The organism is Pleionea sp. CnH1-48, from assembly GCF_024124665.1.
Classification (GTDB): Bacteria; Pseudomonadota; Gammaproteobacteria; order Enterobacterales; family Kangiellaceae; genus JAMXSB01.
Genome location: NZ_JAMXSB010000004.1, coordinates 163717 through 185620, shown reverse-complemented (window position 1 = coordinate 185620; position 21904 = coordinate 163717). Strand labels below are relative to the sequence as shown.

General features: G+C 44.2%; 21 protein-coding genes. 9 read left to right on the top strand and 12 right to left on the bottom strand.

All coding sequences use genetic code 11. The features are described 5' to 3' along the window. The first annotated feature begins 13 nt into the window (after positions 1–13). Positions 14–937, top strand: coding sequence for a GTP cyclohydrolase FolE2 (gene folE2 / locus NH399_RS08135; protein ID WP_253038620.1), 924 nt, complete (start codon positions 14–16; stop codon positions 935–937). Positions 938–949: 12 nt separating this feature from the next. Here the strand turns inward: folE2 and NH399_RS08130 are convergent, their stop codons facing one another. Then, complete coding sequence (locus NH399_RS08130; RefSeq protein WP_253038609.1) at positions 950–1636, bottom strand: DUF3299 domain-containing protein; 687 nt, start codon at positions 1634–1636, stop codon at positions 950–952. A gap of 97 nt (positions 1637–1733) precedes the next feature. On the opposite strand from NH399_RS08130, the gene NH399_RS08125 reads away from it, so the two are divergent. Together NH399_RS08125 and NH399_RS08120 are read left to right on the top strand one after the other, a co-directional pair. Continuing rightward, complete coding sequence (locus tag NH399_RS08125) at positions 1734–2414, top strand: ATP-binding cassette domain-containing protein (RefSeq protein ID WP_253038607.1); 681 nt, start codon at positions 1734–1736, stop codon at positions 2412–2414. Then, positions 2411–3658 (top strand): FtsX-like permease family protein, encoded by a 1248-nt coding sequence (locus NH399_RS08120; RefSeq protein WP_253038601.1) that lies wholly within the window; start codon positions 2411–2413, stop codon positions 3656–3658. Before NH399_RS08125 ends, NH399_RS08120 begins: the two co-directional genes overlap by 4 nt. 65 nt (positions 3659–3723) lie before the next feature. On the opposite strand, the gene NH399_RS08115 is transcribed toward NH399_RS08120, so the two are convergent. From NH399_RS08115 to NH399_RS08085, 7 genes are all read right to left on the bottom strand, one after another. Then, the gene (locus NH399_RS08115) at positions 3724–4257 is read right to left on the bottom strand and encodes a GNAT family N-acetyltransferase (RefSeq protein ID WP_253038600.1); all 534 of its coding nucleotides are present in this window, start codon (positions 4255–4257) and stop codon (positions 3724–3726) included. 9 nt (positions 4258–4266) lie between these two features. Further along, positions 4267–5223: a helix-turn-helix domain-containing GNAT family N-acetyltransferase gene (locus tag NH399_RS08110; RefSeq protein ID WP_253038599.1), complete on the bottom strand. Its 957-nt coding sequence runs from the start codon at positions 5221–5223 to the stop codon at positions 4267–4269. 336 nt (positions 5224–5559) lie between these two features. After that, complete coding sequence (locus tag NH399_RS08105; RefSeq protein WP_253038598.1) at positions 5560–6861, bottom strand: HAMP domain-containing sensor histidine kinase; 1302 nt, start codon at positions 6859–6861, stop codon at positions 5560–5562. Then, positions 6858–7517 carry a response regulator transcription factor gene (locus NH399_RS08100; protein ID WP_253038596.1) on the bottom strand — a complete coding sequence of 220 codons (660 nt, stop codon included), beginning with the start codon at positions 7515–7517 and terminating at the stop codon, positions 6858–6860. Before NH399_RS08100 ends, NH399_RS08105 begins: the two co-directional genes overlap by 4 nt. Continuing rightward, entirely contained in the window at positions 7498–8622 is a 1125-nt protein-coding gene (locus NH399_RS08095) for an agmatine/peptidylarginine deiminase (protein WP_253038594.1), read from the bottom strand. Before NH399_RS08095 ends, NH399_RS08100 begins: the two co-directional genes overlap by 20 nt. Before the next feature lie 17 nt (positions 8623–8639). Beyond that, positions 8640–10340 carry an amidohydrolase gene (locus NH399_RS08090; RefSeq protein ID WP_253038592.1) on the bottom strand — a complete coding sequence of 567 codons (1701 nt, stop codon included), beginning with the start codon at positions 10338–10340 and terminating at the stop codon, positions 8640–8642. Positions 10341–10430: 90 nt separating this feature from the next. Further along, positions 10431–13631: a ligand-binding sensor domain-containing diguanylate cyclase gene (locus tag NH399_RS08085; RefSeq protein ID WP_253038590.1), complete on the bottom strand. Its 3201-nt coding sequence runs from the start codon at positions 13629–13631 to the stop codon at positions 10431–10433. A 184-nt stretch (positions 13632–13815) separates the two neighbouring features. On the opposite strand from NH399_RS08085, the gene NH399_RS08080 reads away from it, so the two are divergent. Then, the gene (locus NH399_RS08080) at positions 13816–14358 is read left to right on the top strand and encodes a hypothetical protein (protein WP_253038580.1); all 543 of its coding nucleotides are present in this window, start codon (positions 13816–13818) and stop codon (positions 14356–14358) included. A 32-nt stretch (positions 14359–14390) separates the two neighbouring features. Beyond that, positions 14391–14666: a hypothetical protein gene (locus NH399_RS08075; RefSeq protein WP_253038578.1), complete on the top strand. Its 276-nt coding sequence runs from the start codon at positions 14391–14393 to the stop codon at positions 14664–14666. 113 nt (positions 14667–14779) lie between these two features. Here NH399_RS08075 and NH399_RS08070 read toward each other — a convergent pair whose 3' ends face one another. The 4 genes from NH399_RS08070 to NH399_RS08055 all read right to left on the bottom strand — a co-directional run bounded on the left by NH399_RS08070 (position 14780) and on the right by NH399_RS08055 (position 17509). After that, positions 14780–15205, bottom strand: a complete 426-nt coding sequence (locus tag NH399_RS08070) for a hypothetical protein (RefSeq protein ID WP_253038576.1) — start codon at positions 15203–15205, stop codon at positions 14780–14782. Between the two features lie 177 nt (positions 15206–15382). Then, positions 15383–16252 carry a ceramidase domain-containing protein gene (locus tag NH399_RS08065; RefSeq protein ID WP_253038574.1) on the bottom strand — a complete coding sequence of 290 codons (870 nt, stop codon included), beginning with the start codon at positions 16250–16252 and terminating at the stop codon, positions 15383–15385. 425 nt (positions 16253–16677) lie between these two features. Beyond that, positions 16678–17049 (bottom strand): hypothetical protein, encoded by a 372-nt coding sequence (locus NH399_RS08060; protein WP_253038573.1) that lies wholly within the window; start codon positions 17047–17049, stop codon positions 16678–16680. A 124-nt stretch (positions 17050–17173) separates the two neighbouring features. After that, positions 17174–17509 carry a hypothetical protein gene (locus tag NH399_RS08055; RefSeq protein ID WP_253038572.1) on the bottom strand — a complete coding sequence of 112 codons (336 nt, stop codon included), beginning with the start codon at positions 17507–17509 and terminating at the stop codon, positions 17174–17176. A gap of 325 nt (positions 17510–17834) precedes the next feature. Here NH399_RS08055 and NH399_RS08050 point away from each other — a divergent pair, with 325 nt between their 5' ends. From NH399_RS08050 to NH399_RS08035, 4 genes are all read left to right on the top strand, one after another. Further along, entirely contained in the window at positions 17835–18368 is a 534-nt protein-coding gene (locus tag NH399_RS08050; protein WP_253038571.1) for a flagellar basal body FlgE domain-containing protein, read from the top strand. A gap of 109 nt (positions 18369–18477) precedes the next feature. Then, positions 18478–18843: a response regulator transcription factor gene (locus NH399_RS08045; protein WP_253038569.1), complete on the top strand. Its 366-nt coding sequence runs from the start codon at positions 18478–18480 to the stop codon at positions 18841–18843. A 66-nt stretch (positions 18844–18909) separates the two neighbouring features. Further along, a complete protein-coding gene (locus tag NH399_RS08040) occupies positions 18910–19578 on the top strand; it encodes a response regulator (protein WP_253038567.1) in 669 nt (222 codons plus the stop codon). Positions 19579–19603: 25 nt separating this feature from the next. Beyond that, the gene (locus tag NH399_RS08035) at positions 19604–21733 is read left to right on the top strand and encodes a tetratricopeptide repeat protein (protein ID WP_253038565.1); all 2130 of its coding nucleotides are present in this window, start codon (positions 19604–19606) and stop codon (positions 21731–21733) included. Positions 21734–21904 lie beyond the last annotated feature (171 nt).

The window sequence follows — 21904 nt, the reverse complement described above, 5'->3', positions numbered from 1 at the left end:
AGGCACCGTTTAAATGCAGTTAACCGAAACACTTCCCGACATTACCAATACTCCCAATGTGACTGACTCTTACAAACTACAGTGGGTCGGCATGGAAGACATTGCCGTTCCTATTACTTTCGATGCCGAAGGAAAACAACTCACCGTTGCAGCCAAAGCTAATGTGTATGTGAGTCTTGATAGTACCGCATCCAAAGGCATACACATGTCGCGCTTACATGCCCTGCTCAATCAGCTGGCAGAAAAACCCTGCAACAAAGGCGCGCTCGACTCAGTGTTAGTTCATTTAGTGTCTTCTCAAGCTGGGATCTGTCACAGTGCAAAGCTAGACTTATCATTTGACTTGTTACTGCCCAAGCCATCGTTGCTCAGCAATGAAACGGGATTTCAAACTTACCCTGTTAAAATCATTGCAGAATGGGTCAATGGCCAATATAACTATGAACTCAAACTGTCCATTCCTTATTCAAGTACCTGCCCCTGCTCCGCTGCTCTGTCTCGTCAACTTCTTGCCAATGCCATTAGCAATGAATTTTCCGGTGCGACCATCGACAAACAGGCGCTTCTATCATGGGTTCACGCCAATTCGATTGCTACGCCACATAGTCAACGTTCCTATGCCTATCTAAAATTAACTTTAGGTGATAACTCATGGCCTTCATTGTCATCGTGGATTTCTCAACTTGAAGAAACTCTGGGCACGCCCGTACAAACCATGGTTAAACGTAGCGATGAACAAGAGTTCGCTCGACTCAATGCCAGTAATCTTATGTTTTGTGAAGATGCAGCAAGAAAAATCAAAGGCTTCTTAGAGCAAACAACTTGGCTCGAAGACTACTGGTTTAAAGTTGAACATCAAGAAAGTTTGCATGCACACAATGCCGTCGTCATTGACCAAAAGTTCCCTCATCGATCGGCAAGAAACAACGCAGAATAGAGTGACCCCTCGTCACTCCATATCGGTGTAAACTTCGTAGGAATTCATTTGCATTCGATAGGCAGCGGTGGCCATTTCATTTTCTATCAATGAGGTGGTCAGCGTTCCCGAAATCCAGAAAGGCTCATACAGAGATTCCAAGTCCAATCCTTGCGGATAATCGACAAAAATTATTTGATTAGGTGGCGGTGGCGGCACATGAATGCAAGCGCCAAAAAATGGCACCAGAAAAAACTGGGTGACGGCTTGTTGTTCATTAAACTCCAGCGGCACTATAAAACCGGGAATGCGAATAGTTTGATTGTTCATCTCGGGCATAATGCGCGTTGACGCCAATGCCTGCTGATAACGATCGTCATTGGCACTGGCAATAGCATTTTGGATCTGGCTATCAATTTGGTCATCGGGTGATCCGTCTTCAACATCAGTGATATAGCTTGGTGGTTCAAGCAAGGCATTGAGATCATCTTCTGGGATCAGATCAACCCACTCAACGGTTTTGTAAGATACAGCCGCCTGCGCCGTTTGAATGTTTTCTGCTGGGATGTCCGTCGTTTGCACTGTATCAAGTTCTACCAAGCCTTCTTCTGGCTCAACTTTGGCTTGCTCACTGACGACATCAACACTGGTTTTTTCGCAAGCGGGTAACATGAGTATAAAAAACCCAAGTGCCACCCAGTTAGTTATTCGCTTTATCATTTATTAGCATCCGGTAAACAGAGTGAGTTTAACCTCTCAATGATATAATGTATCATACATAAAATTCCACTCCAGTTTGAACGCATTAAGGCTCACGATGACCATCGAACTGTCCAATGTTCGTTTTCGCTACCCAGAACAACCTCATCACAACCTGCTCGATATTCCAACCTGGTCCGTTCCTAAGGAGGAACAGGTGTTTATTCATGGCCCGTCAGGCGCGGGCAAATCGACATTGCTTAGCTTATTAAGCGGTTTGTTAAGCCCCAGTGAGGGAGCCATCAAGATTCTTGGTGAGCGTTTAGATCAGATGTCAGGGCGGCAGCGAGACCAGTTTCGGGCAGCACATATCGGCTATGTATTTCAACAGTTCAATTTAATTCCCTACCTCAGTGCGGTCGAAAATATCTCGCTAGCAGCCCGATTTACTCAACAGAAAAACACAAGGGCACTTAATGATGAAATAGAAGAATTGCTGAGCGCATTAAACATAACAGAAAAAAGCTGGTACCGGCCGACACGCCATCTGAGTATTGGACAACAACAACGAGTAGCTATCGCACGCGCGCTGATTAACAAGCCACAATTGCTGATAGCTGATGAACCCACCTCATCTCTGGATACCGTCAATCGTGAAGCCTTTATGAAGCTATTAATGTCGAGGGTCGCTGCCAATCAGATGACATTGGTGTTTGTTAGTCATGATCCCTCCCTGTCGTCCTACTTCAATCGAGTGGAATCTTTAAACAACATTAGCATTGGTGGGGCTTGGCTATGACACTCACTCGACTTGCCCTACGCAGCCTGCTGGACCGCAAAGGTTCTGTAGCACTTTCATTAATGGCGATGACGGTCAGTATCTTTGTGTTGCTGGGTGTCGAACATATTCGCTATCAAGCCAAGGAGAATTTTTCGAACACCGTTTCGGGTGTCGATCTGATTGTGGGTGCACGCACTGGTAGTCTCAATTTATTACTTTACTCAGTGTTTAGAATCGGCTCTCCAACCAATAATATTCGCTGGTCAACCTACCAATCCATTGCCAATAACAAACAGGTAAGATGGGCTATCCCAATTTCTTTGGGGGACTCGCACAAAGGCTATCGCGTACTGGGAACCATTCCCGAGTATTTTCAGCATTTTAGCTATGGCCAGCAACGTAGTTTAACCTTTGCCAATGGACGTGCGTTTGAACAGGTATTTGATGTGGTTCTCGGTTCAGAAGTGGCTAACAAACTCGGATATCGTTTAGGAGACACCCTGACACTCGCCCATGGTGTAGCCGCCACCAGTTTCAGCATGCATGATGACCGTCCCTTCACAGTTGTCGGTATTCTCGCCCCCACAGGAACCCCAGTTGATCACACGCTCCACGTTAGTCTACAAGGCATCGAAGCCATTCATATCGATTGGCATCAGGGAGTCAAAACATCAAAAAAACCACTGCCTTTATCTGCACTAGAAAAAGCTAAACTGCAGCCCAAGAGTGTCACCGCCATCATGCTAGGGCTTAAATCCAAGATGGCTACCTTTCGCATCCAAAGAACCATCAACCAATATAATCAGGAACCTTTATCCGCTATTCTGCCAGGGGTTGCCCTATCAGAACTCTGGCAAATGATCAGTCTGCTCGAAAACACCCTGTTGCTCGTCTCTGTATTGGTCTTTGCCGCAGCCTGTCTGGGAGTCAGCGCGATGTTATTGTCATCCATTCGGGAACGTCGGCGCGAAATTCAACTGCTTCGCGTTATTGGTGCGCCTCCTTACTTTCTATTTGTTCTCATCGAACTGGAAGCCCTGCTGATGACATTGCTCGGCAGTTTACTGGGTCTGCTTCTTTTAGCAGGCAGCATCATGCTTCTAGGTGATTCTCTGGTGCCTTATTTTGGATTGAATGTCGAAGTGAATCTATTAACACAAAACAATGTTTATTTATTGGGAGCCATTATTGGCTTTTCTATGATCACCGCCCTGATTCCCTCTGTTACTGGCTATCGCCAGGCGAGAGTTATTCAGGACTAATGGCTAAGGCTAGCGATTAAACGCAAACTCGCCGCTGTGAAATCAGCGGCGCCTTCTATATCTTTTTACTCCGAGTCAGTATTAAGCCACTTATGAAACCCAAACACAGCGAGCTTTTCTTGCATAAAGTCAAATTCTTCTGCTCGAGTAAATCCCTGTTTCTCATACATCCGCCAAGCCACCTTCATGGCTTCTGTGGTGTGTATTATGATCCGTTGTTTATCCAGCGCCACACTTCGCTCAATGCAGGCCTCGGTTAATAACCGACCAACACCTCGCCTTCGCGCATTATCAGATACTGCCAGCAAGCGAAATCCTGTCGCCTGTTTAGCCTGCGGTGCTGTACCGCCAGAACCATAAAACTGCATATCGCCAAAAAAGACTACGCCACCTAACAATTGATCGGCTGTATCAACCGCAACCAGCAATTCAACATCAGGCTTTTGTGCTTGCTCACCAATATTCGAAAGCATCGAATAATAAGCGGGCTGCTCATCGGGCTTAGGAAAGCCATCCAACTGCGAATAGACTTTTACCATGAGTTGGCCCAGATGCTTGAACTCTTCTGGCTTAGCGCTACGAATCATAAGTTCCGACATTTATGCACCCTATAAGTTTAATAAACGAACTCTGGACCGATTGTGACTGGCAGTAAGTTCGGGGATATTGACAGAAGATGCTGGCTCAACAAAACCCAGTAATTCAAAAAGGTCATGACCCTTGTTAATAGACGGTGCTTGAGCCCATAGGCGCGATGCCTGATTCTCTTTGCATCGTGCCACCGCCCGATAAACCAATTGCCGACCAATACCAGAATGACGAAAATCGGGTTTCACTATCAAGTCCAGGCATTCAAAATCTTGCTCACCCAGCCGTTTAATACCACAGCATCCCACAATCGCTTGTTGATAACGGGCAAACAAAAGAAAGCCTCCCTGTTCTTGATAAACACGCTCGGGATATTGCAACCGCCATCGATCCTGCTCGGTTAATGCCCGTAGGTGTTCTTGGGGATAACAGAGCTCCACCAGCTCAGAGTAATGAGGTTTGATGGCTGGGTAATAATCGATGATCGAAACCTTTGCCGTATCAGGCTGATTTATTCGCACATGCACAGGCAGCTCTGCCAGAGAATCTTCTATTCGAGACAAACTATTCAATAAGTCGGGATGGCCAAAATCAAACACCTGACGCAAAGCTAACTCGACCGCTTGCCAGATAGGCTGAACTTCAAGTAGACGCTGTTTACCCAAAGTAGACAAACTGACCGAGCGAGCTCGCCGATCATTGGGATCGTTGTTAATCTCGACCAAACCTACATCGTCAAGTTGCTTGAGTATTTTGTTTACAGTGACATGAGTGAAATCAATCTTATCGGCTATCTCGGTCACTCTTAACGGTGCACTGGCTTGTGCCAAAGTAAAGAAAACCGAAAACCAGCTGGCTCTAAAATCAACACCCGCATCTTGGTAAAGCTTATCGCCATCAAGATACATCTTTTCGCTAATGCGACGAAAACGAGTGGCCCCGGCAAGGAAGCCAAGGGATGAAATCAGGTCTTTCATAGTCATCGACTTTATGTAATGAGTTACACAATATTATGTAAGGCATTACATAATAATCAAGCTTTAGTTAACTTTCATCAAACTAGAAACTGTCTTAACAAGCATATTTTCTTTTGATATTCAATACTTAAGAGCACTTGTCTCAAGTAAAATATAGGCTCGTCAGGTAACGGCCTCTTTCGGTCTGACAGAGTAAAGTCCAGCTTTGTTGCTCTGCCAGGGCACTAGCGATCCATAGCCCAAGACCAAAGCCATAATCTGTTGACCTGCTTTCTGACGATTGTTTCAGGGCGAACGCATTTTGAACCGACAGACACTCCGGCATCACAAGATTCCTTAAGTAAACTCTAATGTCGTAACATAAGATTCTCCACTGGTTTCACAGTGAAGAGTCCACCCTTGCTGCTCACAAAGCGCACTGGCAATCCAGAGCCCAAGCCCATAACCATACTCCGTTGATGCCGTTTTTGTGGCTTCTTGAGGATCAAAATCATTGCTGACAGACAGGCGAGTCGCGTCTACGTTCACAACAATATCGCCTTGATGGGTGTACTGAAATGCGTTTTTTAACAGGTTAAGGACAATCAAACGCAGCGGTGGCTCGGGTAAAGAATAGGTCAATGACGAGTCCACCTTCAACAGGATGTCTGTGGATGAGGCCATATAGGATAGCTCCTCCACACACTCCTTAATCCATGATTCCATAGCTATCTCTTCTGCCGGATAGTGCTTCTGTTGCTGCCATAAGTTAAGCAGGGTGTCTGATACTGATAGCATGCGTTGATTGGCATGACGGATCTTGGTGAGCTTGTCTTGATGGTTGGGACTTTCCAATCGTCGTTGTAGTAAATCCAAAGCGGCACCAATCACAGCAATCGGTGTTCTAAGCTCGTGACTCAAGCAGCGTATAAAAGATTTCTCTCGCTGGTTTTTCTCGAACAGCTCCATAGTCGAAAAGTGCAATCTGTCGGCCAGCTGCTGTAGCTCAGCAAAGTGCAAGTCAGGTGGTGTGTCATGCTTCTGTGTATCGTCATTGTCTGGGGCCATCATGGGCAGTTGTTGGCACCAGGCTTCCATACGAAATAACGCAGAAGCAATGACTCGATAGACCAGCAAAGCGGTTAACAATATAAACAAGAGTACAAACGCACCCACAATGGTCACGATTTGGCTTAACGAGAGTCCGGGTGCATTGTATTCATCCTCTAAAGGAAACTGATGAATCACAAACAGGGTGTCTGCCAACTCTTGCTTGCTCTGTAGGTCTTTGGCTTCTGTTGTCGTTAATGAATAGCTAAGCAGATAAATAAAATGCGTCTGTGTTTTGAGATATTGAACGTGATTATTCTTAATCGGTTCATCCAATTGTTGTCGTAATGCTTGCGGCAACTGCGAATACCCTATGTAAAACTGCCGCTTGGGTGTCGATGCGGGTAGTTCATTGTTTCTATCTAACTGCGTTACAACCCAATCAGCATCCTGATATAGATAGTATTCTGTCGTATCATCAAGGCCCCACTGATAAACAATGACCAGTGTCATGCCAAACATCAGGGTCAGTAAGCCTCCGGCAAACAGTAGCTGACGTAATAAAAAATTGCGCAAGGAAATTGCGCCTTTCATCGGTGTCTTTGTCATGCTCTCAACACCAAGCCAACACCTCGTACGGTGTGCAACAGGGCCTCTTGATGGCCACCATCAACGAGCTTCCGTAGCCGATAGACCACCATTTTGAAGGCCTCTTTTGATGGTGCACCTTCAGGCCAGAGGAGGTCTTCTAGTTCGCTGCGAGGCACGACTGATGGACTTTGCCTTACCAGATGCAACAACAACTTCCATTCTTCTGGACTGGGACTAACACTTTGGCCGCCTCGTTCTATTCGGTGTTCTTCTACAAACAAGGTCAGATCCGCAACGCTCAGTTGCGTTTGATGGTCATGGCGTCTGACTAAAGCCTGCAAGCGCGCGACCAGCTCTGCCATAGCAAAAGGCTTGACCAGATAATCATCGGCTCCCTGCCCTAGTCCTGTCACCCTGTCTTCGACAGAATCCCGTGCCGTCAACATAATGCAGGGCGTCTTGATGCCTTGAGAGCGCATGGTTTGACACACATCGAAACCGTTTTGCCCTGGCAAGTTGATATCGAGAATAATCACTTCATATTTATGCTGCTGGATCAGTTCGAGGGCATGATGGCCATTCACCGTATGATCGCACTCCATGCCCTCTTCCTGTAAAAACTCAATAACTAACTCAGCCAAGGCCAAGTCATCTTCAACCAATAACAGCAGCATCGTGTTTCTTGGGCTCCACCAGAGGTTCTTGCTGAGTGGCACAATGAATACTTCCACCACCGGCGGCAATACCGTCCATATTCAATGACACAATCTCTCGTTTAGGGAAAAGCCGTTGCAATTGCTCTTTTACTTTTGCATCGGCCCGTTTATCGCCAAAGTTTTGCATGAACACAGCGCCGTTACAAACATAGTAACCAATGTAACCCGCAGCGAAGTCTTCATCGGGATCACCACGCAGATCTTCTGGTGCCGTTAACACTTCAACTTTCAGCTTATGTCCTTCGGCATCGGTGGCATTGCGCAGAATATCCAGATGTTCGAGAGTCACCTCATGGTCGTAAGACTCTGGGTCTGGATCATATCCAGCCGCTACCACACCCGGTCGCACAAAGCGCGCATAGAAATCCGTGTGGCCATCGGTAATATCGCGCCCGCGCATGCCTGGCAACCAGATGATCTTATCCAGACCCAACAAGGGCATCAGTCGCGCTTCAAACTCAGCTTTGGAGACACCTGGATTACGATTTTTATTCAACACGCAACTTTCGGTGATGATGGCCGTTCCTTCACCATCCACTTCAATGCAACCTCCCTCCAGCACCAAAGAGGTTGTAAGACGCTCAACCTCAGATAAAGAAGCAATCTGCGCAGCAACCTTGGCATCGTGCTGGTAGGCTTGCTTCTCTCCCCAGCCATTGAAATTAAGATCCGCAGCGGCTTTTAGGCCACCCGCATCAGATAAAACAAAGGTCGGCCCAGTATCACGCATCCACAGGTCGTTAATCATAAAAGGAATCAACTCGACCTTGTTCGACACCATACTGCGTGCCAAGGTCATTTCAGCAGGACGCACCAGCATACGAACGGGCTCAAACTCAGCGATGGTGGATGCCAGCGTTGCCAGATCACGCCTTACCGTAGGTAACAATCGTTTGCCCCAGATCCTTTGGCTAGCGCCAAAAGCCATCCAGGTACATTCATGAGGTGCAGACTCATCAGGCATATACCAATCGACCTCAGGTCTCGCCGTAGCTGCACCAGCCCATAAAGAATGACTCGAAAGCAAAGCACCCATCTGAATTAACTTTCGTCTTGATATCATGTAGTTGCCCTCTCAACTTAAAGTTGATTGTATACTATTTTTCCATTCACCATGGTCAATAACACTCGAGTCGCGCCGATGGTATTCACGTCCGCCGTCAACAGGTTTCTATCAACTACGATTAGATCAGCCCATTTTCCAACTTCTAACGACCCCGTGTATTGCTCCTGCTGCATCGAGTAAGCGCCATTTAAAGTGTAGGCCTTAATCACCGAATGACGATCCGGGAAGCTCTGTGCTCCGCGAGTGAGCGCATTTTGCATACCGATAAATGGCGACAAACTGCTCACATCCCAATCGCTACTCAGTGTTACTACCGCCCCCGTATCAAGAATGTCTTTAACAGGGAGCATCTTATGTGCACGTTCCCCAACTAGCGCTTCACTCCAATGGTGATTCTCAGGCTTGGTGAAATCTCCAGCCAGTTGAAAATCAGCAATCACACCCAACTGAGCAAATCGTGGTTTGTCTTGTTCACTAACCAGCTCGATATGAGTGAGTCGATGACGACGTTGTTGCAGGTTGTTAACCCCTTTTGCAGCTTCAATAGCATCCAGTGACTCGGTTACCCCGCGATCACCAATGGCATGAATGTGCATATCAAAACCGACGCGCTCCAGTTCTGTCACATAACGGGTTAAACGCTCTTTGGTAAAGTAGTTTAGGCCACGGTCGCCAACTTCTGGAAAGCTCTGCGTGTAGGGAGCATGCAAGGCCGCGGTTGTGTTATGGATGATGCCATCGCTATAAAGCTTGATTTTGTTCACCTGTAACAGGCTCGAGGGATCAGAGTGATACATCGACTTAAGACGCTCTAACTGGTCGTTGTCATCCAGTGAAGGATAAGCCCACAAACTTAATTGCGCTCGCGCTGTTAACTTGCCTTCTCTTGCCATTCGTTGCCAGGTTTCAAGGTAGCCGCGCTGCCAGTAAATTCGCGCATCAACAATTGAGGTAATGCCATTTTTGGCAACCTGCTCCAAACCATACTGCAGTCCTATATAGTTATCTCGCATATTAGCGTCGGTGGGTGCGTTCGCCAGCTCAAACACCTGATCACCAGCACTATCTAACAAAACACCATTAGGTTTTCCCTGACTGTCTTTTAGAATCGCTCCACCCACCGGATGAGGTGTTGAATCAGTAATACCCGCACGCTCCAGCGCTTTGCTGTTAACCCATACCGAGTGAGAGGTGGCTTCCATAATGGCAATGGGACGATCATTGGCAATTTGGTCCAGTAATGCACGGGGTGTCTGCTGACCGTTGAGCAAGGTTTCTAATGCATGTCCCCATCCCAGTAGCCAGTCTTGCCCTGCCGAATCTTGTACACAACCTTCAATGATCGACAGCATCTGCGAGAGAGTCTGTTCGCTGTCTAAGTGACAAGAGACACGCGCAGAACCTGCTTCCAAAGGATGTAAATGAGTGTCGTGAATGCCCGGCATCAACATCTTGCCCTGCAAATCAATAATACGCGTACTGGCACCGATATGCGTCTCGGCTGCGGTTTTATCACCAACAAACAAGATCTGATTATTTTTGACCAGTAGAGCTTCGGCCCAGGGAAAGTTTGAATCAAGGGTATAAACTCTGGCGTTGATAAAAGCCAGGTCCGCTTTATTGCCCGGTTGTGGAACAACCGTGGTTTGCCCACTGCTATTGCAGCCGGATAACAGCACTAACACCATGAATGCTAAAACAAGAATACGCATCATAAAATGCCTCCAATCAGTAAATGATGGAGGCACTGTATCAAGGCTTAGGTAACAGCAAGGTAACAACGGCTAACAGCAAACATGGGCTAGTCAGATATCTTCACGTTCATGGCTTTGCCAAATCAGTGGCTTTTTAATCGATGTATCCATTTCGAGAACACCTTTTGCCAACCAGTCTGATGTATTCTGCTTCAGTTCGGCCAGCTCGCTCTCTGCCATTTCATGGCCGATGGACATAAATCCAACCCAGGCATTACGCTGACTCTGTTTTGCCGCATAAAGACAATGATCAGCCACTTCGAGCGTTTGTAGCCAGTTAAGCCATTCGGGGCTTTCTTTGATGAGAGGAAACGCCGCATAACCTATTGAGCAAGTGCAGCGCAGACTATTGCCATCGGATAACTGAAAGTCGAAGGTTTCTACTTCACTTCTTAATCGCTCTGCTAATTGACTGGCAAAGTCTCGTGACAGTGACCGAGCAACCACCAGAAACTCTTCGCCACCCCACCGAACCAGATAATCAGAGCGTCGAAACACTCGCTCCAAAATCAACTTCATTTGCAGCAAGACATCGTCACCAGCCTGATGACCATAATTATCATTCACCGTTTTAAAGTGATCGAGATCGATCATATACAGAACGATATCGGCTCCCTCTGACACTCGCGACTGATAGCGTCTGACAGAACGTGCGATTTCCTTATCAATGGACTGCTCGATAAAATATCGATTATGTAAATTAGTCAGCGGATCTCTCAAACTCATGGATTTAAATGCAGCCAAAGCCATCTTGCGTTGTTGAAACTTAAAAATCGAATACGAGAAACCGCAAATAAACAAAGTGTACAGCAAATACGCCCAACCGGTTTGCCAGGGTGCAGCTTCAACAATAATGGGCAATTCACTGGGCTCTGACCATTGGCCATTGCTCAATCGCTTACGTATCTTCAGTAGATAATCACCAGGATCCAGATTGGTGTAGGTCAGACGGTAATCATCGGACGTCACCCACAGCTTATCGAAACCTTCAAGTTGATATTGATACTGGATCTTGCCACGAATCAAATAATCCATGGCAGAAAACTCCAATACAAACATAGATTCGGTATAAGGCAATACAAAAGGCTGTTGATTCTCGAGCGCCTGATTAAGCAACACGGTGCCAGTAGGCAAACCCGGCGCTCGATTAAACAAACGTAATGCCGTTAATTCGACCGGGGATGGATGCTTGTTGAATCGAATATCGTCAGGATAAAACTGAGTCAGTCCATCCGCACCACCAAAATAAAGTTCGCCCTCGTTTGTTTGAAAACTGCCAGGATAGTTATGATTTTTTAGCACCCCATCATTCAAGCTCAAAAAACGTAAGGTTTCGGTTTGTGGGTTAAAACGATGAATGCCTCGGTGACCTGCAAGCCAAAACATCCCTTCTTGATCCACTTCTACCGAAGGCCAACGCTCATCACCATAGTGACGAAATGATGTTGATGCGGGGCCCGTGTCTTTTAGCATACGATCCAGACCGCGCTCAGTGGTCACCCACAGTTGTTGTTGCTTATCCTCAAAAATACTCCAGACAAAATTATGACTTAAAGAATCAGCTCGTTGCGGATCGTTGCTATACGCCGTAAAAGAATCGGTTTGTGGATGATAACGATTGAGTCCGCCACCATTGGTGCCAATCCATAAGGTTCCAGCCGAGTCCTCATAGAGGGCATAAACACTGTCATAACTAAGACGGCCCGACCCCTCGGGGCCACGCAAATATTCTTTTAATTCCTTCGTGGTCAAATTTATTAGATACAAGCCATTTGTGGTCCCTACCCACAGCCGCTCCTTCGATGTTCTCAATACAGCACGCACATCTTTAGTGTTTAAAGAAAACGGGGCTTCATCGGGTTGCTGCCAACGTTTGAAGGTTCGACTTCTTATATCCAGTTGGTTCAAACCACCAAAACGTGTTCCAACCCAGATCGAATGTTTATCAATAGGATCTAGATATAACAACTCGATATCATCATTGCTTAAACTATGGTCATCTTCAGGTTGATGTCTCAGTACTTCAAAGTGGGACTCACCACGACGTACCACATTGATGCCGCCGCCTTCGGTACCAACCCATAGTGTCCCTTCATGATCAACTACCACACCTTCCACCGGACCTTTAGTTAAACTATTTTTTCCTTCGCCAAGATGCTGATAAACTTTAAAGCGTCGAGCGCTGGGATCGGTGTAACTCACCCCCTTACCCCAGGAGCCTAACCATAGAATACCTGTGTCATCGCAATACAAACCAAACAAAGCGCCATCTGCCACACTGTATTTATCGGATAAACTGTGGGCGCGCTGAGTAAATCGACCAGAGTTTTCGTCATAATGATATAAACCATCATTCACAGTGCCCAACCAGAGTCCCTGCTCTTTACCTTTTACAATGCTAATAACAGCACTTTTGCCAATATCGCTAGCACTTTGATTATCAGATCCCAAATGAGACCATTCACCAGTTTCTCGGTGCAAACGATTTAGACCTCCATCCCAGGTACCGACATAGAGAAACTTTGATGATAGATGTAGGCTTTGCACCATATTGGATGACAGACCGCCAGCAACCGCCTTATGATGAACAACCGTTTGTCGATCGGGGCTCAGATAATTCAACCCACTCAGTCGAGTCCCTATCCACAGTCCACCTTTTTCGTCCGGTTGTAACGCTCTCACATGATCATCGGTTAACGAATTGATGTTGTTAGGTTGATGGCGAAACCGCTGAAAATGTCCACTCTTTGGATCAAAAAGATTCACGCCACCGCCGGAAGTGCCAATCCATAACAGGCCATTACCTGCAGTATGAATCTCTCGGACATAATTGTGGCTCAAACTAGAAGCATTGTTGGGTTCATGCTGATAGACGGTGAATTTTTGTGTCTTGGGATCATAACGATTAAGTCCGCCAGACTCGGTACCTATCCATAGAATTCCATTTTCGTCTTCATAAAGTGCCCAGATTTTATTATCCGAAATACTTCCCTCTTTTTTTGAGTGGCGAAAGTTAACAAACTGATAACCATCATAACGACTTAAGCCTCGAACGGTCCCAAACCACATAAATCCGCGCCGATCGCGCAAAATTCGAATCACTTCGTTAGAAATCAATCCATCTTCATCAGTCAGGTGAAAAAATGGCAAAGATGGCCGACCCGCGCCGCTAGACACAGCAGGGAGAGAAAAAACAGAACAAATGACTGAGCAAGCAAGGATCCACAACCAGCCAAGAGCCAATGGGCGCATAAATTTAAGATACTGATATTATTGGTCACTCTATAAATAGTAGCCGATAAATCCACTCCTGGTTTGCTTAGCCGTGCTTTAGCACCGATTGGCTTCTGCATGTCAGGCAAAAAACTTTGGCTTTTCTAATCCCTCGACTACAATAAAAATATCTCTATCGGAAATACACAAGCTATTTATCACTATGGACAGAGATACTGTACACACACATATAAATTCGCTGTTTCAAACCGTCTGCATCGAAGTATTTGAAGCCCACGGTTCTAGCGCCGTGCTATGCGATCAATCGGATGTCGATGGACTTAATTCAGCGCCCATTGCCGTCATTGATGCGGGAAGCCAAGACTTTGAAATTCTGGCACTTTTGGTTATTCCGATGAGTGTTTTATCCCTTACTTATCCCATGCAAGATGAAATTATAAACGTTGACGAGAGTGAGCTTGAAGACTGGCTAGGAGAGTTTTCAAACCAAACCATAGGGCGCCTCAAAAACAAACTACTTAATCATAACTGTCGGCTCGACCTCGGCTTACCTGACACCTATTTTGACAGCAATCTTCAAGAAGTACTGGCTGATAAGAATAAGCTGACTCAGTACAGTTTTAAAATTGATCAGGAATACGTTAACACTTATCTGGGGATTGAGTTTCTTACAGACGAGCTTCGATTTGATCTGGAAGATACTCAGGACACTTCTGCTGGAGAAGGTGAACTGGAGCTTTTTTAGCCATAACATTCGCACATTAAGGAATCAAAATAATGAACTGGATTTCTAAAAACGAACGATATGCTGCATTTCCGACATTGCCCAAAATCGGTGCCCAAATCGAATTTGTGGTTATCATTGAGCACGTTACTGTCTGCCTGATAGGAGAGATGGACACCCATCAACAATTTATTGGAACTCATAAACGCCACCCTTCTGGTGACATGAAGTACTACTCCTCTAACGATGTTGTTGCCTGGCGTACGCTAGAAGCCAAAGATCCTAACAATGTAAACCAATACGAAACCGCAGACACCAAAATAAAGTAACTCTTTAATTTAATTCGACAAAAACTCGAAAATAATTAAAAACAGACCTTCAACAATTCATAAATTGGTCAGGGTGTCTGCTTGTCTTTGGTTTCCTTTGCCAGGGTGTCTGCTTATCCTCCACCATACCCCATGGAAAAAAGCTCCTTTAAATACAATAAACAAAAGCCGATCCAGGGCATTGCCGCAATGGAGAAGCAAATTCCAAACATAACACTATTATAAAACTGCTGGTGCTCGCTGCTTTCCCGTTTATAAAAAGTAGAAAACAATCCTCCCATAATAGATGGGGCAATTAACGTTAATGAGAGTTGTAATGTAAAAAAAACTAGGTAGTCAGCATTATTTTTAACAGGCACGAACATGATCGATGTCCATGTCAACAAAACGGATACCGTAAAACCAGCAACAACATATCGCTGAATCGCTGTTACTTTTTCCTTTGCCCAGCGCTTTCGAATTCCTTTCGCAACCGACATGGCTATGAATAAAAATATGACATAAATTGGCATGTAAATAAAGGCTACAGCTATGCCCATTAGTTTCTCCTTTCGAATAATGGTTACTTTTTCTTTGCACATCGATGGCCTTAACAACCCTCGACATAACTCTTTGATTTTAAATGATTAAAAGTCAGAAATAGTTAACAGTGGACTTCCAGGAACTCATAAACTCGCCAGGGTGTCTGCTTATCTTTTCCATCAGATTCTCTCTGCTTAGTTGGAAGACAATTTGGGGATACCAGGGTGTCTGCTTGTTTTCCTGATTGAGGACTTGTGAAGATCGTCAGGGTGTCTTTTATTACTTTCTCTTTTATTGCTTCTCTGAACCAGAGTAAGCTTGCCAAAATAATAGAGTCCCAGAGCTGCTACCAGGTGTTTAATAGAGTGTCCACTTAGGTAAACCAGATGATGATGGACTTCGGCATCCAGTAGTTCGAAGAACTTAGCGATAACGTATAATCCGAGTAACACCCAAAAGGCTTTTTTGCTCCCCTCATTGTTGTCAAAAAATAATAACAGAATGGGGATCATAAGCATCGGCAAAAACTGAACCAGCAGGTAGATTCTCAAGTCACCCTGCCCCAAACTTTCTCCGTACCACCAATAAGCGACAGAGAATATACCGATGGCAATTAATGGCCAGAGTATTTTTTCGCTCTTTATACTGGCAAAATGATCACTTAAAGCAATAACGAACAAGCTCATAAAAGCGATGGCCATGGGCAATCTATCCCACACCAACGTCATATTGTTTGGATTGTAGTGGTAGTAGGCAGAACCTAAGCCAACAAAGAAGCACCCAATAAATAACCACAAGAAAGCATGATGATTATTAACAGGCTGTCCGCTCATTTTCCTGCGTAAAAGTAGCTTAACGAAGCTAGCACCAATCACAATAAAAGGAAGATTGGATAATACATTGAGGGCATTTTGAATGGAAAAATACTGAGTAGAATCAGCAAAGTGGTGATAGGCAGTGTCTTGAGCAATAGGTTCACTCACCACAAAAAGAGCAAGCGCCATGAGAGACACCAGTGACAAAAGAAATAAACCAATTTTCTGTTTTAGGGTAAATGTAAACATGAACATAATCTTTTAAGTGTAGATGACGTTCATTTATACTTCAAACCCTCATACAGGCAAAGCCAGGGTAAAAAAGTAGCTTTATTTGATACTAAAAGGAGAGCATAAGTCTTCTTTAGGGTGCTCCGTAGGGTGCAAGCATTTGAGCTAACACCCTGATTAGCTTAATTGATAACCCACAGCTCTGAAACAGTAGGTCGAGTATTAGTGCCACCCCAAAACGGAATAATTTCGCACCCATATCCGTGCATACCGATTTCCTTATTTGCAGCAGATACCCTTACCTTATAGTACAGCTTATCTTCTTTGATAAAAACACAACTTTTCACTGCACAACATCGGAGTTAAGAGACTGACTCCAATATGGAAAAACAGGCCTCAAAAGATATTTGTATAAACAGCTTTCGCTGACAATCACTTTAATACTATTGCGCCAACCAAATCCTATCGACCATAAGATAACCATTTTTTACGCCGCGCATTTGAATTTGCACTTGTCGACCACTAGCTTGTGCAGCTAAAGCTGTTGAATAAAACAACTTGGCAAATTCTGGGCTATCACTAAGAGATACAATGGTCGCATCCGTTTGCCGAGCACTTAATCCTGCTTTTTCCCATTCGTCTACATCCATTAAAGTGTCGAAGTACATCAAAATTAAGTTAGACTTGTTAACATAGATTCGAGCAACTTCCCCAGTATAACTACAATATCCGCCATTAGATGAGTGACAAGTCGGCTTATTGGCATAAGCACTGGCTTGCAATAGCAACAACGCGGAGGCAATCAGTTTTTTCATAAATTGTCCTGTTGAATAGTTAAAGTTTCTTTGAATTTGTACTGTCAGATCATCTTATCGCTCTCGTACGAGATAACACTAATACCGTGCTAGAATCTGAAGTATCCCTTCTTTGACTCTTCCCTTAAAAGACATAAACAGAGCCTACAATGGGGTAAGTACCGTTGTGCCAGCATCCATTTGTTGTAATATCGACCTGCTTACCAGCCATCTTTGCTGACAATAAAGTTGAGTACATTTCTTCACCTAAAAGATGACCATTGGCCTCATCAAATAAAATCACAGGGATATCATTGCGAGAACAGTTGGTCCCAGTAACCTTAACATCATAGATAAATACTCTAGCCGGAGCACTTCCATTAACCTGCAAACGCACATTATCCAAATTTATTTTTCCGGTGCTTGCAGCCATACTACTTAGACTGACTGCAGCTAATAATCCAATAAGACACTTTCTCATATAAAATAAACCTATACATTCAACTGTTATATTGCGCGTCTTCTCCCAATCACACTTAACTCAGGGTTAGCTACTCGCAATGTTTGACGAGGCTGAATAATGTCATAACTAAGGTTTTCTTGTTAGAACAATTCGGCCAAAGACTAGTAATATTCGGCCACTCTAACTTTTTCAATAAATCTCAATTACTTAGAAACACACTTTAGGTATCAGTTTTAGGCTTTCAGAGATATTTTTTATACGATGGTTAAAGTTGGTGAACAAGCAAAGCAGATCCGTTATATTGTAATGACTTGCTTAAAATATAATCAGCCGGTAAGTAGCTATGTCGCCTATCAAGTACTGCTTAATTTTTCTACTGACAATTGCCTTGGCAGCTTGCCGTATTATCATCACCAATGATGAGGACTATTTTCGCCAATGCACCTTAGAGCTTAGTGTTGATTTACCCGCAGGCGCTGAGCGACACGCTATGAGTCAATTTAATTCTGCCGTCCCTTCTAGCTACAACTTTTCGGTGGCAGCAGATTTACCTGTTGATAATGGCCAAACGCCAGTCACTTTATATTTCCTTAAACAGTCATCCACTCAGTGGGCTTTATTCTTTGGTACCAACAGCTACCCCGCCGATATACAAAACAGCGACATTATATCAGGGAATGGCCAATATGGTGCTCAGTTAACCTTTAATACTAATGGCACATTAAATAATCAAAGTCCAAGGGTTATCAGCTCAGACAAAATGACATCGAATAATTCGACAGAGTACTTTTTTGAGTTTGAAGCACTGTTTGATTCACGTATTCACTCAGGTGCTTTAGCCATTAATCTTTTCCATAGAGATTGTCGAGACAGTTAAATAAAAAACAAATCAAACAATCTCAATAAGTGTTATTTTTCACATATCCATACTTTCTCCACATTGTGTGGTTGTAATTCAGCAACATTTCTTATAATCAACGCCACTCATGCATAAAATTCTACTGATCGAAGACGACATTGAGATTGCAGCGCCTCTCACCGAGCTATTAGCACACAAAGGATACGAAATTCATCACTCCACAGATGGTATGAATGCCTCTGCCTTACTTGAAGGCATTAAACCTAACGTTGTATTACTCGACCTGGCACTCCCCCAACTCGACGGACAAGATGTTTGCCAAAATATCCGCGCTGAATCTGAAGTACCTATTATTATTGTATCCGCCAGAAATACTCTTAAAGATCGCATTACCAGTTTAAACTCCGGTGCCGACGATTTCGTCAATAAACCCTTTAGTACAGAAGAATTGATCTTAAGAATTCAGTCAGTTATCAGGCGATCACTTAGATAAGTTTCTTAGCTCACAGGATTAGGTTATAGTTAACAGATCAGTACTTACGAACAGTGAGAAAAGACCTTGTCGAATATTCTACTCGTTGAAGACGACCTCGAAATTGTAGAAAATTTATCAGTCTTTTTTGAAGACAGCGGTTTTAATGTACAACATCTAGCCACTGGTGAACATGTTGTACAAACAGTTAAAGAGCAAGAGCCCGATCTCATTCTTCTGGACATTATGCTGCCCGTCCAAGATGGATTAGTTTGCTGCGAAAAAATTCGTGAGTTTTCTAGTGTCCCCATCATTATGATGACGGCGAAGGTTGAAGAAATCGATCGGCTATTAGGCCTTGGAGCCGGAGCCGATGATTATCTGTGCAAGCCCTTTAGCGCAATAGAACTTATTTTGCGCATGAAAGCCATATTACGCCGCACCCAAAAAGACATCCCTCAATCACCTTTTGCCTTAAACACAGACACCTTTAAAATGTCATATCAAGGTAACGAAGTGGAATTAACCAATCTTGAGTTTTCACTCTTTAACCTTCTTTATCAGCATCCCGAAAGAATATATTCAAGACAGCATATCCTGGATCTGGCCTACCCCGATATGCGAGATATTTCTGATCGTGCCATCGACAGCCATATTAAGAATATTCGTAAAAAAGCCAAGTCACTGGGGCTTACATCTAATGTTATAACGTCGGTTTATGGCGCTGGTTACCGTTATTCCGCACCAGAAAATTAATTTCCTATTTGCCTTCGAGAAAAGTATGTACAAGATTTTATTAGTCATCATCTTAAGCTTTTCTGCTCTGTCGTCATCTGCAGAAAATAAAGCAAGTTCAGCAAATACCAAAGCCATTGCCACCTATGACGAAGAACTGTCCAAACTCAGCGGCAGAAAACTCATCGTCAAAATAAAAGACATCACTACCAAAACGCGTATTAATAAGCCTGACGTTGCCCTCCACTATTTCAATCGCGCGTTGAAGATACTAGAAGAAACACCTGACGCTAAGCTAAAAAGTCTTTTATATGGCAATGCAGCCTGGGCTTACATGGTCAAAGGTAATTTGGACAAAGGTGTTGAATTCGCCAACATTGCTTTAGAAGCAGCACAATCTGTCAACGACTACTATCGAATGAGCGTGGCCGAAACAGCCCTTGGTGGCGCTTATTATTATAAAGGCGAAATTGGTGTTGCACTCAGCCACTATAAACGATCATTAAGCTATGCCAAAAAAGCTAATAATATAAAAAATGTAGCGACGGGCTTGCATAATCTTTCTTCTATTTATGGCTCAATCGGTGATAATGATCTGGCTCTTGAGTACTTATTAAAAGCAAGAGAAACGAATGTTGAAGCAAAACAACACGAGCAGCTAATTGGTAATGACCTGAATATTTCGGAAATTTACGCCAATCAAAAGAATTTTGAAAGCTCAGAAAGATACTTAAAAAGTGCGTTAGCCATGGCAATACAAATTGATGACCAATGGCAGATTGCCAAAGCCAACAGTATGTTGGGCTTAGCCTATATTAGGCAAAAACAATTTGAGAAAGCACAGCCTCATGTTACCAAGGCTAGAGAAATATTCGAAGCCAATGGCGACAAAGTACAAATCGTAGAAGCTATTCGCTCGCAAGGACTTATCTATTCTCATTTCGAAAAGTACGATCTCGCAGCGGCAGAGTTTAATAAGGCATTGGCTCTCGCCAAAGCAGCAAAAAGCAACTTAACCACCCGTGCCGTCACTATCAACCTGGCTAATCTATACATAAAAATGGCAGATTATGACCGAGCTATGGAATTCGCACAATCCGCCTTAAAAATCTCGCGCTCAACCAATAACAAACTGGATGAAAGCACCGCCGAAAAAATCATTGCCCGAATCTACGATGAACAAAATCAATTTAAAGAGTCAGTAGAGCATTATAAGCGCTACGACGGGCTGAGTAAGGAAATTCGAGAAAAAAATATTTCTGATACAAACGAACGAATGGAACGACGCTTTCAGACGGCACAACAAGAAAAGCAGATTGAATTGCTCACCAAAGACAACGAATTGAAGAAAGCTCTGGTTGATCGCAAAACCTACGAGCGCAATGCCTGGATAGCTGGCCTGGCACTATTAGTCTTCATCGCCTTCTTCTTTGTCTACCGACAAACCCAAAGGCGCAGACTGGAAAATGAACGAGCCGAGATGATGGCTGAACTGGTTGAAAGAAAAAACCAACTGCTGGCAGATGTTTCTCACGAGTTGCGCACCCCTCTTACGGTTTTGCAGTTGAAAGTAGAGGCACTCCAGCACAACCTGGTTAAAGATGTGAATGCTTCTTACGATAGCCTGATGACCAAAATTGGTGACATCAACAAACTCATCAGTGATATCTATGCCCTCGCCCAGTCTGATATCGGCGCTTTAGAACTTAACCGCGCAACCAATGACTGCGAACAATACCTACAAGAATGGGCTGATGAACTGTGCGATGCTGTAGAAGCCAAAGGCTTTCAGTGGCAGCAGAATATCGAGTTACCTACAAACACCAATGTCAGTTTTGATGAGAATAAAATCAAACAGGTCATCAGCAACCTCGTTGATAACAGTATGGCCTACACAGATTTACCTGGCACCATCGCTTTATCTTCTGCTATCAACGAGCAAAGCTGGCAAATAGTAATTGAAGACAGTGCACCCGGTGTAAAAGATGAAGACTTACCAAGGATTTTTGAACGCTTATTCAGAGTGGAATCCTCCCGTAGCCGAGCAACTGGTGGCTCCGGCCTTGGATTATCTATCTGCAAAAGTATTATCGAGGCGCATGAAGGTTCTATTACATCATCAGCTAGCCAACTAGGTGGCTTAGCCATCAAGATAAACTTGCCTTTAAAAAGTTAGAATCAGAAATCTTTAAATCAATACTATCTAAACAGCGGGACTACCAGCCCATTTCCCGCTGTACTATCTTGGATACATGAAGTTTTTTCAATTTACCTTCACTAATTCAAGCCAGAAAAGTAGCAAAAAGTAATTGCTATGAGTTTCCGCTTTTACTTCTCATGCTATATT